General features: G+C 70.5%; 9 protein-coding genes. 4 read left to right on the top strand and 5 right to left on the bottom strand.

The features are described from left to right. The first annotated feature begins 153 nt into the window (after nt 1-153). The 3 genes from AC1DG4_RS08055 (at nt 154) to AC1DG4_RS08045 (ending at nt 5,773) form a co-directional block, all read left to right on the top strand. The gene (locus tag AC1DG4_RS08055; RefSeq protein WP_477421169.1) at nt 154-2,373 is read left to right on the top strand and encodes an ATP-dependent Clp protease ATP-binding subunit; all 2,220 of its coding nucleotides are present in this window, start codon (nt 154-156) and stop codon (nt 2,371-2,373) included. Nucleotides 2,374-2,691: 318 nt separating this feature from the next. Further along, nucleotides 2,692-4,161, top strand: coding sequence for a nucleobase:cation symporter-2 family protein (locus AC1DG4_RS08050; protein WP_477375507.1), 1,470 nt, complete (start codon nt 2,692-2,694; stop codon nt 4,159-4,161). A gap of 244 nt (nt 4,162-4,405) precedes the next feature. Then, a complete protein-coding gene (locus AC1DG4_RS08045; RefSeq protein WP_477375508.1) occupies nt 4,406-5,773 on the top strand; it encodes an 8-oxoguanine deaminase in 1,368 nt (455 codons plus the stop codon). Nucleotides 5,774-6,044: 271 nt separating this feature from the next. Here the strand turns inward: AC1DG4_RS08045 and AC1DG4_RS08040 are convergent, their stop codons facing one another. Then, on the bottom strand, nt 6,045-7,418 hold the full coding sequence (locus tag AC1DG4_RS08040; RefSeq protein ID WP_477375510.1) for a glucose-6-phosphate dehydrogenase: 1,374 nt from the start codon (nt 7,416-7,418) through the stop codon (nt 6,045-6,047). Nucleotides 7,419-7,573: 155 nt separating this feature from the next. Between AC1DG4_RS08040 and AC1DG4_RS08035 the strand changes: the two genes are divergently transcribed. After that, nucleotides 7,574-9,403, top strand: a complete 1,830-nt coding sequence (locus AC1DG4_RS08035) for a glycoside hydrolase family 15 protein (RefSeq protein WP_477375512.1) — start codon at nt 7,574-7,576, stop codon at nt 9,401-9,403. Between the two features lie 175 nt (nt 9,404-9,578). Here AC1DG4_RS08035 and AC1DG4_RS08030 read toward each other — a convergent pair whose 3' ends face one another. From AC1DG4_RS08030 to AC1DG4_RS08015, 4 genes are all read right to left on the bottom strand, one after another. Continuing rightward, entirely contained in the window at nt 9,579-10,163 is a 585-nt protein-coding gene (locus AC1DG4_RS08030) for a nitroreductase family protein (RefSeq protein ID WP_477375513.1), read from the bottom strand. A gap of 293 nt (nt 10,164-10,456) precedes the next feature. Further along, nucleotides 10,457-11,566: an ABC transporter permease gene (locus tag AC1DG4_RS08025; RefSeq protein WP_477375514.1), complete on the bottom strand. Its 1,110-nt coding sequence runs from the start codon at nt 11,564-11,566 to the stop codon at nt 10,457-10,459. Further along, entirely contained in the window at nt 11,563-12,447 is an 885-nt protein-coding gene (locus tag AC1DG4_RS08020) for an ABC transporter ATP-binding protein (protein WP_477377308.1), read from the bottom strand. Before AC1DG4_RS08020 ends, AC1DG4_RS08025 begins: the two co-directional genes overlap by 4 nt. A gap of 435 nt (nt 12,448-12,882) precedes the next feature. Then, nucleotides 12,883-14,100 (bottom strand): benzoate/H(+) symporter BenE family transporter, encoded by a 1,218-nt coding sequence (locus AC1DG4_RS08015; RefSeq protein ID WP_477375515.1) that lies wholly within the window; start codon nt 14,098-14,100, stop codon nt 12,883-12,885. Between the last annotated feature and the right edge of the window lie 58 nt (nt 14,101-14,158).

The following is a 14,158-nucleotide window of genomic DNA, read 5'->3' as shown; positions in this document are numbered from 1 at the left end:
TTCCCGACCTYGCCGCCGCGCTCCCACACGTCCTTGTTCGCTCTTGTCCCCGCGGGTCGGATCCGGTAAACTTGAGTCCAATCAACTCAACTTTGAAGGGCCGGAGCGGTTCCGGCTCTTCCGCCACAGACGCAAGGAGACCCAGGAGGACGAATGGCCACCCCCCAGACGGCGCAGCAGGACGAGCAGCAGTCGGCGCTCGAGCAGTTCGGCATCAACCTCACCGATCGCGCCCGGCAGGGCAAGCTCGATCCGGTGATCGGGCGCGACGCGGAGATCCRCCGGGTCAGCCAGGTGCTCACCCGGCGCACCAAGAACAACCCGGTGCTGATCGGCGAGCCCGGCGTCGGCAAGACCGCCGTCGTCGAGGGGCTCGCGCAGCGCATCGTCGCGGGAGACGTGGCCGAGTCGCTCAAGGACAAGGAGCTCGTGTCGCTGGACATCTCCGCCCTCGTGGCCGGTGCGATGTACCGCGGCCAGTTCGAGGAGCGGCTGAAGAGCGTGCTCAAGGAGATCACCGAGTCCGACGGCCGCGTCATCACCTTCATCGACGAGCTGCACGTGCTCATGGGCGCGGGTGGGGGAGAGGGATCCGTCGCGGCCTCCAACATGCTCAAGCCGATGCTCGCCCGCGGAGAGCTGCGCCTCATCGGCGCGACCACGCTCAACGAGTACCGGGAGTTCATCGAGAAGGACGCGGCGCTCGAGCGCCGGTTCCAGCAGGTCTACGTCGGGGAGCCCTCGGTCGAGGACACCATCGCGATCCTGCGCGGCCTCAAGGGGCGCTACGAGGCGCACCACGGCGTGACCATCAGCGACTCCGCGCTGGTCGCCGCCGCCTCGCTGTCGAACCGCTACCTGCCGAGCCGTCAGCTGCCGGACAAGGCCATCGACCTCATCGACGAGGCCATGAGTCGGCTCAAGATGGAGATCGACTCGAGCCCCGTCGAGATCGACCAGCTGAAGAGGTCGGTCGACCGGATGCGGCTCGAGGAACTGGCGCTGAAGAAGGAGAAGGACGCGGCCTCGAAGGAGCGCCTCGCGAAGCTCCGCGAGCAGATGGGCGAGGCCGAGGCCGAGCTCAAGGGCCTCGAGGTCCGCTGGGAGCGCGAGCGCAGCGGCCTGAACCGGGTCGGCGACCTGAAGAAGCGCCTCGACGAGGCGATCACCGAGCGCGACCGCGCCCTGCGCGACGCCGACTACACGAAGGCGTCGAAGCTCGAGTACGAGACCATCAAGCAGCTGCAGGCGCAGCTGGCCGACGCCGAGCGGCTGGCGGATGCGCAGAGCGACGAACCCCGCATGGTGAACGAGCAGGTGACCGACGAGGACATCGCGGCCGTGATCGCGGCCTGGACCGGAATCCCCGTGGGGCGCCTGCTGCAGGGTGAGGGTGAGAAGCTCCTGCACCTGGAGCGCGAGCTGGGTCGGCGCCTGATCGGGCAGAAGGCGGCGGTCGCGGCCGTCTCGGACGCGGTGCGCCGCTCGCGTGCGGGCATCAGCGACCCCGGCCGGCCGACCGGATCCTTCCTCTTCGTCGGGCCCACCGGCGTCGGCAAGACCGAGCTCGCCAAGGCTCTCGCCGAGTTCCTCTTCGACGACGAGCACGCCATGGTGCGCATCGACATGTCGGAGTACGGCGAGAAGCACTCGGTCTCGCGCCTGGTCGGCGCCCCTCCGGGCTACGTCGGCTACGAGCAGGGCGGGCAGCTCACCGAGGCGGTGCGGCGGCGCCCCTACAGCGTCGTCCTGCTGGACGAGGTCGAGAAGGCCCACCCCGAGGTGTTCGACGTGCTGCTCCAGGTCATGGACGACGGCCGGCTCACCGACGGCCAGGGCCGGACGGTCGACTTCTCGAACGTCATCCTCATCCTCACGAGCAACATCGGATCCCCGATCCTGATCGACCCGACCCTCTCGCCCGCCGAGAAGAGCGACGCCGTGATGGCCCTCGTGAGGCAGGCGTTCAAGCCCGAGTTCATCAACCGTCTCGACGACATCGTGATGTTCCAGGCCCTCACCGAGGACGACCTGGCGCAGATCGTGGAACTCACGATCGACCAACTGCAGCGCCGCCTCGCCGATCGTCGGCTGACGCTCGCCGTCACCCCCGATGCGCGCGCCTGGCTCTCCGAGCGCGGATACGACCCGGTGTTCGGCGCCAGGCCTCTGCGTCGCCTCATCCAGAACGAGGTGCAGAACCGGCTGGCGTCGGCGCTGCTGTCGGGTCGTGTGCACGACGGCGACATCGTTCGCGTGGACGTCGCGGCGGACGGATCCTCCCTCGTGCTCACGAGCGAGGGGCCGGTCGCCCCGACGCCTCCCCGGGCCGACGAGGACGATGTGATCGAGACCGAGCTGCTCGACGAGTGATACGGCGATAGCGAGGAAAGGCCCCGGATCTTCCTGATCCGGGGCCTTTTTCCGTGCCGCGATGGCGAGGGCGGGGCTCTCGTGATATCCACCTGGTGGAAACAGCAATCCGAGATTCGGAAAAGTTCTTGACTCCGAATGGACCCCGCGGCTAGCCTGAGAGGGTCTCCAGAGCTGGAGACGCACCAGGATAAACAGCACATCCGCCCCGCATGCGGGGCGGAACACGCGACTCGCCGTCGAACCGCCATCAGATGGCGTTGCGGACGGCCGCCGCCTCGCTCACCCGGTGCTCTGCCCCCCGACGAAGAGGTCGAATTGACTACCAAGCAGAAGCAGCAGAAGGCGCCGGTCCGGCCTGAGGACGAGCGCCTGCCGATCGGCGCGACCATCGGCTACGGCATCCAGCACGTGCTCACGATGTACGGCGGCATCATCGCGCCGCCGCTCATCATCGGGCAGATCGCGGGGCTCAACTCCACTCAGATCGGCGTGCTCATCGCGGCGTGCCTCTTCATGGGCGGACTCGCCACGATCCTGCAGACCGTGGGCGTGCCGTTCTTCGGATCGCAGCTCCCGCTGGTGCAGGGCGTCTCGTTCGCGGGCGTCGCGACCATGGGTGCGATCGTCACGAGCGGAGGCGGACTGCCCGCGGTCTTCGGATCCGTCATCGCCGCCTCGGTGATCGGTCTGCTCATCGCTCCGGTGTTCGCGACCGTGATCCGGTTCTTCCCTCCGGTCGTGACCGGAACCGTGATCACCACGATCGGTCTCAGCCTGCTGCCGGTCGCGGCCGGCTGGATCGTCGGCACCGGTGAGGGTGGGGCTGCGAAGGGAGCCCCTGCCGACAATCTGCTGCTCGCGGGCATCACGCTCGTGATCGTGCTGATCCTCAGCAAGATCCCGGTGGGCGCGATCTCGCGCCTGGCGATCCTGCTCTCGATCGTGCTCGGCACCATCGTCGCGGTCTTCCTCGGCAAGGCCGATTTCAGCAAGGTCGGCGACGGTCAGATCTTCGCTCTCCCGCAGATCTTCGGATTCGGCTTGCCGACGTTCGAGCTCGCCGGCATCATCTCGATGTTCATCGTGATCCTGGTGACCCTGACCGAGACCACCGCCGACATCCTCGCCGTGAGCGACATCGTCGGCACCAAGGTCGACTCCAAGCGCATCGCCGCGGGCCTCCGCGCCGACATGCTCTCCAGCGCGGTCTCGCCGATCTTCGGCACGTTCACGCAGTCCGCGTTCGCGCAGAACGTCGGCCTCGTCGCGATCACCGGCGTGAAGAGCCGGTTCGTGGTCACCGCCGGCGGTGGCGTGCTGGTCATCCTCGGTCTGCTGCCCGTGCTGGGCCGCGTCGTCGGCGCCATCCCGTCGCCGGTCCTCGGCGGCGCCGGCCTCGTGCTGTTCGGTTCGGTCGCGGCGTCCGGTATCCGCACGCTGTCCAAGGTCGATTACAAGGAGAACATGAACCTCGTGATCGTCGCCACCTCGCTCGCGGTGGGCATGCTCCCGATCGCCGTTCCGTCGATCTACGAGCAGATGCCGGCCTGGTTCGTGACGATCTTCCACTCCGGCATCAGCTCGGCAGCGGTGACCGCCATCCTGCTGAACCTGCTGTTCAACCACCTCGGCAGCGCCCAGCGCAAGAACGCGTTCGTGTCGGCCCCGACCCGCAGCATCCCCGTCGCGTACCTGGACGCCTTCGAGGACGGTGACTCGATCATCGACGGCAAGATCGTCGACCGCGACGGCAACGAGGTCACGGTCGAGCATCCCGCGCACTGACCCCGGGTCGCTGAACGTCGGTCCCTGAGCGAGGAGCGCAGCGACGAGACGAAGGGCGCCGTCCGTATCCCGGAATCTGCATTCTAGGATCCGGAAAAGCCATTGACGATCGCGAGAGGCGCGTGATAGATCTGGAGGGCCTCCTCCGTCGGAGGCACACCTGGATCAGCAGACAGGTCAACACTGAGCTGGCCCCCGCGGGGCCACCTTCCGGCGCCGCTCGCCGAACGAGGGAGTCTGCTCGATGTCCGAATCCACCCGCACCGTCTGGTTGAAGAACCCGCTCGGGATCCACACCGGCGACAGCGCCGATGCCCGCGGCGGCCTGGTCGTCGCCGGATCCACGATCCGCGAGGCCGTGCCCGCCGGAGGATCCCCTTCCTCGCCGGTCGACGAGATCTACGATGCCTCGCGGCACGTGATCATCCCCGGCCTGATCAACACGCACCACCACTTCTATCAGACCCTCACCCGGGCGTGGACGCCCGTGGTCAGCGCCGAGCTGTTCCCGTGGCTCAAGGGGCTGTACGGCGTCTGGGCGGGACTCACCCCGCGCGATCTCGAGCTCGCCACGACCGCCGCGCTCGCCGAGCTGCTGCTGAGCGGCTGCACCACCGCCGCCGACCACCACTACCTGTTCCCGAACGGGTTGGAAGAGGGCATCGACGTGCAGGTCGACGTCGTGAGGCGCCTCGGCATGCGCGCGACGCTGACCCGCGGATCCATGTCGCTCGGCGAGAAGGACGGCGGACTGCCGCCGCAGAGCACGGTGCAGGATGCGGATGTGATCCTCGCCGACAGCGAGCGCCTCGTCAGCACGTACCACGAGCGCGGCGAGGGCGCCTTCGTGCAGATCGGCCTCGCGCCGTGCTCGCCGTTCTCGGTCACCACGGAGGTCATGCGCGACACCGCGACCCTGGCCGAGCGCCTCGACGTGCGACTGCACACGCACCTCGCCGAGACCATCGACGAGGAGGACTTCTGCCGGGAGCGGTTCGGGCTGCGCACCGTGGACTACCTGGAAAGCGTCGGCTGGCTCGGCGACCGCACCTGGCTCGCGCACGGCATCCACTTCGATGACGCCGAGATCGCCCGGCTGGGCGCCGCCGGCACCGCGGTCTCGCACTGCGCGACCTCGAACATGCGCCTCGCGAGCGGCATCGCGCGCGCGGTCGAGCTCGAGGCCGCCGGCGTGCCGGTCGGGCTGGGCGTGGACGGATCCGCGTCGAACGACGGCTCGAACATGATGATGGAGGTGCGTCAGGCCCTGTACCTGCAGCGCCTGCGCTACGGCGCCGCCGCGGTCACCCCCGAGCGAGCGCTCGACTGGGCGACCCAGGGATCCGCCCGCGCCCTCGGCCGCACCGACATCGGAGTGCTGAGCCAGGGCAAGCAGGCGGACCTCGCGATGTTCACTCTCGACGAGCTGCGCTTCTCGGGCAGCCATGACCCGCTCGCCGCGCTGCTGCTGTGCGGTGCCGAGCGGGCGGACCGGGTCATGGTCGGCGGAGCCTGGCGCGTGCTCGACGGCCAGATCGTCGGCCTGGACGTGCCTCAGCTCATCGCGCAGCACAGCGAGGCCGCCCGCCGCCTCCTCGCCCGCCATGCCTGAGCTCCGGTTCCTGAGCGAGCGCAGCTCTGGTTCCGGTTCCTGAGCGAGCGCAGCGAGACGAAGGACGTGGGGTGTGGGGGGGCTTCGTCTCGTCGCTGCGCTCCTCGCTCAGGAGCCGGTTCTCGTTCCGGTTCCTGAGCGAGCGTAGCGAGACGAAGGGCGTGGGGGTGTGCGGGGGCGTCCTTCGTCTTGTCGCTGCGCTCCTCGCTCAGGAACCGGGGTTTTGCGGCGGCGGGTCTGGCTCAGCAACCGGGGTGCGGCGCGCGAGGATTCAGCGCTGCGAGGTCGCCCATTCCTGCGGGCCGGTGGATCCGGCCGGATACTCCTGCATCGGCACGGCTCCCGAGCGCCAGGCATCCAGCGCCGGCTGAATGATCCGCCAGCACTGCTCCGCCGCGTCACCGCGGACGGACAGCGCGACATCGCCGTCGAGTATTTCGCTGAGCACCTCGGTGTAGGCCAGCAGTGTGCCCTTACCCAGCCCGGTGGACAGCACGTCGCGGCGCAGGGCGAACGGGTCGTCGCCGCCGTTCACGTTCAGCTCGAGTTCGATCCGGTCGGGGCCGAGGGTGAAGCGCAGCACGCCGCCATCCGTCGGCGTCCCCGTGAGCCCACCGGGGATGTGCCGCACCGGCCGGAACGTGACGACGATCTCCGCGCAGCGCTCGCCCAGGGCCTTGCCGCTGCGCAGCGTGAAGGGCACTCCGGCCCAGCGCGCGGTGTCGACCTCGCAGGTGATCTCGGCGAGGGTCTCGGTGCCGCGAGCCGGATCCACACCCTCCTCGTCCGCGTAGGAGGGTACGGTGCGGTCGTCGCTCGTGCCGGCCGTGTACCGCGCGCGGCGGGTCGAGGCGACGGGGTCGTCGCCGCGGATCCGGGTCGCTCGGAGGGCGGCGGCCATCGCATCGCGCAGGTCGATCTCGTCCAGATCCGCCGGCTGCTCCATCGCGAGGATCGCGAGAACCTGCAGCAGGTGGCTCTGGATCATGTCGACGAGAGCGCCGGCCTTGTCGTAGTAGCGTGCGCGGTTCTCCAGCGCGAGCGACTCGTCGTAGCGCACCAGCACCGATTGCACGTGGTCGGCGGACCAGATGGGCTCGACCAGCCGGTTCGCGAAGCGCACGCCCATGATGTTCAGGATCGTGGATCGCCCGAGGAAGTGATCGACCCGGAAGACCTGGGTCTCCGGCACGATCCCGGTGACCAGCGCGTTGAGAGCGGCGGCGCTCTTCTCGTCGCTGCCGAACGGCTTCTCCAACGCCAGAACGGTGCCCTCGGGCAGGGGGATGTCGACGAGCTTCTCGCATGCCGCCTCCGCCACGGCGGGCGGAAGCGCGAAGTAGATCACGAGCGATCCTTCGACGCCCTGGATGAGCGCCGCGAGCGCGTCGCGGTCGGTGACGTCGGCCTTGGCATAGGTGGTCCCGGCGATCCGCGCGAGCTGATCCGTCGCGTCGACGGTCGCGAACGCCGTGCCCACCGCCTCCTGCCAGTGCTCGTCGGACCAGTCGTCGGAGCCGGCGCCGCGCAGCACCAGGGTGCGGTCGGGCTGTCGCTGCAGGAGCTGAGCGATCGCGGGCAGCAGCAGCCGGGACGTGAGGTCGCCGGAAGCGCCGAGGATGAGCAGCGTCGTCGGGGTGGTCATGCGCCCACGATACGTTCCGCGTCCCTGATCTGTCTCTGCGACAGGACCGGATCCGCGCACGAGGGCTGTCCCGGATCCGCCTCGGGACGGCCGGATCCGTCCTGCGCGGGCGGGGCCCCCGACGCCACAGAGGCGGCCGTGCCAGACTCCGAAGGATGGAGACCCCGCCGATCGAGGACTACGCACTGCTCAGCGACGGACGCACCGCCGCGCTGGTGTCGCGGGCGGGCAGCATCGACTGGTTCTGCGCACCGCGGCTGGATTCCGCGTCGCTGTTCGGCGCGATGCTCGGCGGCGTCGAGCAGGGGCACTGGAGTCTGCGGCCCGCTGACACCGAGGCGACCGCGACCCGGCACTACGACGGCGACACCTTCTGCCTGGTGACCCGGTGGGAGAGCGCCGACGGCGTCGCCGAGGTGCGTGAGTGGATGCCGGTCCTGCTCCCGAAGGATCCGGGATCGCTCGCGGGAGCGCAGGCGGCGCTGGGCGCGGACCGCACCGACATCATCCGTCGGATCGTCGGAATCAGCGGGCGGATGTCCTTCGCACAGGAGCTGCGGCTCCGGTTCGACTACGCCAGGGCTTTGCCGTGGGTGCGCCAGACCGGCAGCCCCGAGTCTCCCGAACTCACCGCGACCGCGGGCCCCGACGCCGTCGTGGTGCGGGGCGCCGAGTTGCATCCGCGCGGGCACAGCCACGTCGGCACAGTCGAGGTGGCCGCGGGCGTGAGCGCCGACCTGGCGCTCACCTGGTTCCCGTCGTACCGTCCCGCTCCTGCGATGCTCGACGTGGAGACCTCCGAGCGGGCGACCGCGGCCTGGTGGCGGGACTGGGCCGACGGCATCGCACACGAAGGTCCCCACGAGGATGACGTGAGGCGCTCGCTGCTGCTCCTGCGCGCGCTCACCAATCGCGAGACCGGGGGGATCGCGGCCGCGGCGACGACGTCGCTGCCCGAGCAGTTCGGCGGCGCGCGCAACTGGGACTACCGGTACGTCTGGCTGCGCGATGCCGCGCTCACGCTCGAGGCCCTGCTCGCCCACGGTCTCGCGGACGAGGCGCGGGCGTGGCGCGATTGGCTGCTGCGCGCGGTCGCCGGGGATCCGGCCGATCTGCAGATCATGTACGGGCTGGCGGGGGAGCGGGATCTGCTCGAGCGGGAGATGCTGTCACTGCCCGGTTATGCCGGATCCGCCCCGGTGCGGGTGGGCAACGCCGCGGCCGAGCAGTTCCAGGCTGATGTCTTCGGCGAGGTGATGGTGACGCTCGCGGCCGCCCGTCGCGCGGGTCTCGAGGAGTCCGAGCGGTCGTGGTCGTTGCAGCGGGTGCTGCTGCGGCACGCCGAGAAGCAGCTGGACCATCCGGACAACGGCATGTGGGAGATCCGCGGGGATCCGCAGTTCTTCACCCACTCCCGAGTGATGCTGTGGGCCGCGTTCGACCGCGGGGTGCGCGCGGTCGAGGAGGACGGCGCGCACGGCTCCGCGGAGCGCTGGCGGGGCGTGCGCGACCGGCTGCGCTCCGAGATCGACGAGCACGGGGTGCGGGACGGACGCTTCGTGCAGCACCGCGGCACGGATGAGGTCGACGCCGCGCTGCTGCTCATCCCGCGCACTGGATTCTGCGCGCCCGACGACCCGCGCATGCTCGCGACGGTGGAGCGGATCGAGCAGACCCTGATCCACGGCGGCCTCGTGAACCGGTACCGCACCGGCTCGGGCGTGGATGGTCTGCCCGGGGGAGAGAACACGTTCCTCGCCTGCTCGTTCTGGCTCGTGGAGCAGTACGCGGTCACCGGTCGCATGGCCGAGGCGCGGGAGCTCATGGACCGGCTGTGCGCGCTGCGCAACGACGTCGGCATGCTGAGCGAGGAGTACGACCCGGTGGAGCATCGGCATGCCGGGAACACCCCGCAGGCGTTCTCGCACCTGTCGCTGGTGCGTGCCGCGGACGCGCTCGCCGCAGGCCTGCACCGCAAGCGCTGACCCCCTCGGAGCACCCCTCCACATGCGCTGCCCCGCTCTGGCGCACCCTCGCCCCGCCGGAGCACCCCTCCACATGCGAGTCGTCCCCGTCAGCGGGGCCTATGGCGTGCGCTGGCGGGGACGACTCGGAGGTGGGGGATCCGGGGTGGGGGATCCGGGGTGGGGGATCCGGGGATCAGGCGTTGACGAGGAGGGTGTCCGCGATCGGGCGGCGCTCGCGGGGGGCGTTCTCGCGCTGCTGCAGCTCCTCGGGAGCGGTGCGGATGTCGCCCAGCTCGCCGACGGCCATGACCGCGATCGGGGTGAAGTCGGCGCTCAGGTCGAAGGCGGCGGAGATCGCGTCGCGGTCGAAGCCGCCCATCTGGTGGGTGGAGAGGCCGTTCGCGTGCGCCTGCACGGTGAAGTGCGCGGCCGCCTGACCGGTGTCGTAGAGGGCCCAGGTCATGGGCTTGCCGTCGCGCGTGGTCTCGGCCACGAACACCACGAGCAGGGCGGCGTCGCCCGCCCAGGCGCTGTTGAACCCGGCGAGCGTGCCGAGGACCTTGGCGTGCTCCTCGGATCCGCGGCGGACGACGATCGCGCGCCACGGCTGCGTGTTGGCGGCGGTCGGCGCCCAGCGAGCGGCCTCGAGCGCGCTGGCCAGGGCCTCCTCGTCGATGGTCGAGGTCGCGTCGAAGATGCGGGTGCTCCAGCGCTCGGCGAGCACGTCGAGGATCGGGGCATCGGTGACCGCGGTGCGGTCGGTGGCGGGGGTGCTCATGGCGATGAGGCCTTTCGGGTCGGTGATCTGCTGCCGGACCCCATCGTCCGCACCCTCACCGCAACAATCCATGCACCTGAATATTCCCGCGGTCCGGATCCGGGTCCCGCGCCCTCGCCCGCGCCCGCGCCGTCGCCCGCGCCGTCGCCCTCGCCCCGTTGGCCGCGAAACCGAACCTGCGTCCCGAGACGCACGATCATTTCGTCGGTCTCGGGACGCAGGTTCGGTTTCGCTGTCGACGGCTTGCGGCGCGGAGCCGGCGCGGCGCGGGCGCGGAGCCGGCGCGGGGCGGCTCAGCGTCCGGAGAGAGCCTCGGACAGCTTCACGCGCGCCCCCATGCGCAGCAGGGAGTTCTCGTAGATCTTCGCCGCCACGAGGATCGCGGCCACGCACGCGACGAGCAGGATCGCCAGCGACGCCAGCGGCTCCCACCACTGCGCCTCGCCGACGAACAGTCGTACCGGCATCGCGACCGGCGCCGAGAACGGGATGTACGACAGGATCGTCATCACGACGGGGTTGTCGTTGAAGATGATCACCAGGATGTACGGGGCCATCACGAGCATCGTGATCGGCATGGTCGTGGATCCGATGTCCTCCTGGCGCGAGACCAGGGCCGCGGCCGCGGCGAACAGCGAGGCCAGCAGCACGAAGCCGAACAGGAAGAACACCGCGAACCACACGAGCGGGGATCCGAGCCCCTGCAGCACGGTGTTCTGTCCCGTCACGATGAGTCCGACCACGGCGATCGCCGCCAGCAGCAGGATCTGCGCCATCGCGAGCACCGTGTTGCCGATGACCTTCCCGGCCAGGAGCACGCGGGCGGGGATCGCGGCGAGCAGCAGTTCGACCACGCGCGTGGACTTCTCCTCGACCACGCTCTGCGCCATGGTCGCACCGAACGTCGATGCGGCCATCAGGAAGACCACGCCGAAGCCGATCGCGACGAGGTAGCGCAGGAGGGGATTGGTCGTGTCCGGTTCGAGGATGGTGACCTTCGGCGTCTTCGCGAGCAGGCTCTGCAGGCTGTTCGGCGCGCTCTTCAGGGCCACGATCTCGAAGCCGAACGCGCTGTCGCCGGGGGCGGGGATGAGGGCCGCCTCGACCGTCCCCTCGCGGACCAGCTTCTCCGCGGCGGTCGCGTCGGCGACCTCGGTCGGCGCGAGTCCCGGCAGGCCGTGCACGGCCTGGGCGGTTTCCGCGGTCACCGCGATCTTCGTCTCCGACGTGTTCTTGCTCATGAACCCGCCGATCAGCACGCCGGCGAGGGCGATGAGCAGCAGGATGCCGGTCGAGATCAGGAACGCCTTGCTGCGCAGCTTGGATCCGATCTCGCGCTCGGCGACGAGGAAGATCCCGCTCGATGCGGAGAGCGCCCCGTTCTGGGCGGTCGAAGTGCTCACTGGATGACCTCCTTGAAGATCTGGGCGAGGGACGGATGCTGCGGGCTGAAGGCGTGCACGACGCCGTGGCCGAGGGCGGTGCGCAGCACGCGCTGCGCGTCCTCCGGGGTGTCGGCGTCGAAGACCGCGGTCCCTCGTTCGAAGTCCACGACGGTGATGCCGGGTTCGGAGCGGATCCATCCGGCATCGGCGTCGGAGACCAGCTCGTAGCGCGGGGCGGAGTGCTGCGCGCGCAGCTGCTCGCGGGAGCCGGCGGCGCGGATGGTGCCGCCGGCGATGATGACGAGGTCATCGCAGAGTCGTTCGACGACGTCGAGCTGGTGCGAGGAGAACAGGATCGCCGCCCCCTGCGCCGCCCGCGCCTGCAGCACGCCGGCGACGACGTCGACCGCGAGCGGATCCAGCCCGGAGAACGGTTCGTCGAGGATGAGCACCTCGGGGTCGTGCACGAGCGCGGCGGCGATCTGCGCGCGCTGCTGGTTGCCGAGGGAGAGCGACTCGATCGAGTCGTGCAGCCGCTCGCCGAGTCCGAGCTCGGCCAGCAGCGCCTCGCCGCGGGCCGTCGCCTCGGTCTTGCCGAACCCGTGCAGCCGCGCGAGGTACGCGACCTGCTCGAGCACCTTCATCTTCGGGTACAGGCCGCGCTCCTCCGGCATGTACCCGAAGTGGCGCCGGTCGGTGGCCGCGACATCGTGCCCGCCGAGGCGCACGGTGCCGCCGTCGGAGCCGAGCACGCCCAGCACGATCCGCATCGTGGTGGTCTTGCCGGCGCCGTTGCCGCCGACGAAGCCCGTGAGCCGGCCCGGCTCGACGCGGAACGAGACGTCGTCGAGAACGCGCCGGGTGCCGTAGCTCTTGGTGAGGCCCTCGAGTTCGAGCAGCCCCGTGGTCGTGGTGCGGGTGAGCACTGTGGTCATGGCTCCACGGTATTCAGCCCCGCGGCCCGGGGCATCCCCCCTACGGCGGATCCCGGACCGCCCTTGCGGCGGATCCGGGGGCTCTTTGCGGTGGGTCCGGGGGGAGCAGCCCTCCATTTTCGGGTCGTCCCCGTCAGCGGAGCCCGTAGCGTGCGCTCGCGGGGACGACGCGGAAGTGGCGGCCGTTGGCCGTGGGAGCGTCCCTCCATTTTCGGGTCGTCCCCGTCAGCGGAGCCCATAGCGTGCGCTCGTGGGGACGACGCGGAAGTGGCGGCCTCCGTCTTCGGGTCGTCCCCGTCAGCGGAGCCCATAGCGTGCGCTCGTGGGGACGACTCGGAAGTGAGGGGGGCCGGAAGCGGTGGGAGAGCGCGGGAGGGCGCGGGACGGGAGGGAGCGGGGTCAGCGGCGGCCGAGATGCAGGACGGCGCGGACGAGCAGGCCGGCCAGGAGCGCCCAGAACGCGGCGCTCACGCCCCAGAACGCCATGCCGGAGGCGGCGACGAGGAACGTCACCACGGCCGGGGTGCGCTCGCCCGGGTCGTCGATCGCCTGCTGGACGGCGGATCCGAACGCGCCGAACAGCGCGAGACCGGCGACGGCCGGGATCACGGCGACGGGGGCGAGCACCACGAGCGCGGCGAAGGCGGCGGAGAACCCGCCGAGCACCAGGTACGACGCCCCTGTCGAGACGCCGGCGATCCAGCGGCGCTTCGGATCCGGTTCCGCATCGGGGGCGGCGGCGAGGGCCGCGCTGATCGCGGCGAGGTTGATCGCGTGCCCGCCCGCGGAGGCGCCGAGGGCGCTGCCGATACCGGTCGCCAGCATGGCCGGGCGCCAGGGCACCTCGTAGCCGAAGCTGCGCATCACGGCCACGCCGGGCACGTTCTGCGACGCCATGGTCACGATGAACAGCGGCAGGGCGATGCCGACGAGCGCCCCGACTGTGAACGTCGGCATCGTGAGCTCGAGGTGCGGCAGGAGCGCGACCGGATCCAGGGTCGTCCCCGAGCCCGTCGAAGCGCCGCTGGTCACGATCCCGATGACGATGACGACCGTCGCCGTGAGGAACGCCAGCGGCACCGCCCACCGTGGCGCGAGCCGGGCGAACACCAGCCACGTGAGCATCACAGGGATCACGGCCCACGGGTTCTTGCCGAGCCCGGTGATCGGGGCGATGCACAGCGGCAGCAGCACGCCGGCGAGCATGGCTTGCGCGATCGATGGCGGGATCGCGGCGATGAGGGATCCGAGCTGAGGCACCAGAGCGGTGAGCAGGATCAGCCCGGCCACGATGAGGAAGGCCCCGACCGCGGCGGGCCAGCCTCCCTCGATCGCGCCAGAGGCAGCGAGCAGCGCCGCGCCCGGAGTCGACCAGGCGGAGGTGATCGGCATGCGGTAGCGCCAGGCCAGCACGATGCCGGCGACGCCCATCGTCAGGCAGAGCGCGAGCAGTCCGCTTGCGGCCTGAGCGTGGGTCGCGCCCACCGCTGCAAGGCCGGTGAGCACCACCGCGAACGAGCTCGTGAACCCGACGAGTGCCGTGACGACGCCGGCCATGATCGCGCGGGACGGCGACGTGCGAGGGCGGAGTGCCGGAGGGCTCGGGATTTCGGGCATGGGGAGAGGCTAGCGGGGACCGCGGGTGCGCCGGGACGCGGGTTAGCCGGTCAACTCG

This window comes from Microbacterium sp. 05N427 (assembly GCF_056397105.1).
Note: the sequence above shows the minus strand (reverse complement) of the source record. Positions and strands in the feature narration are given on the sequence as shown.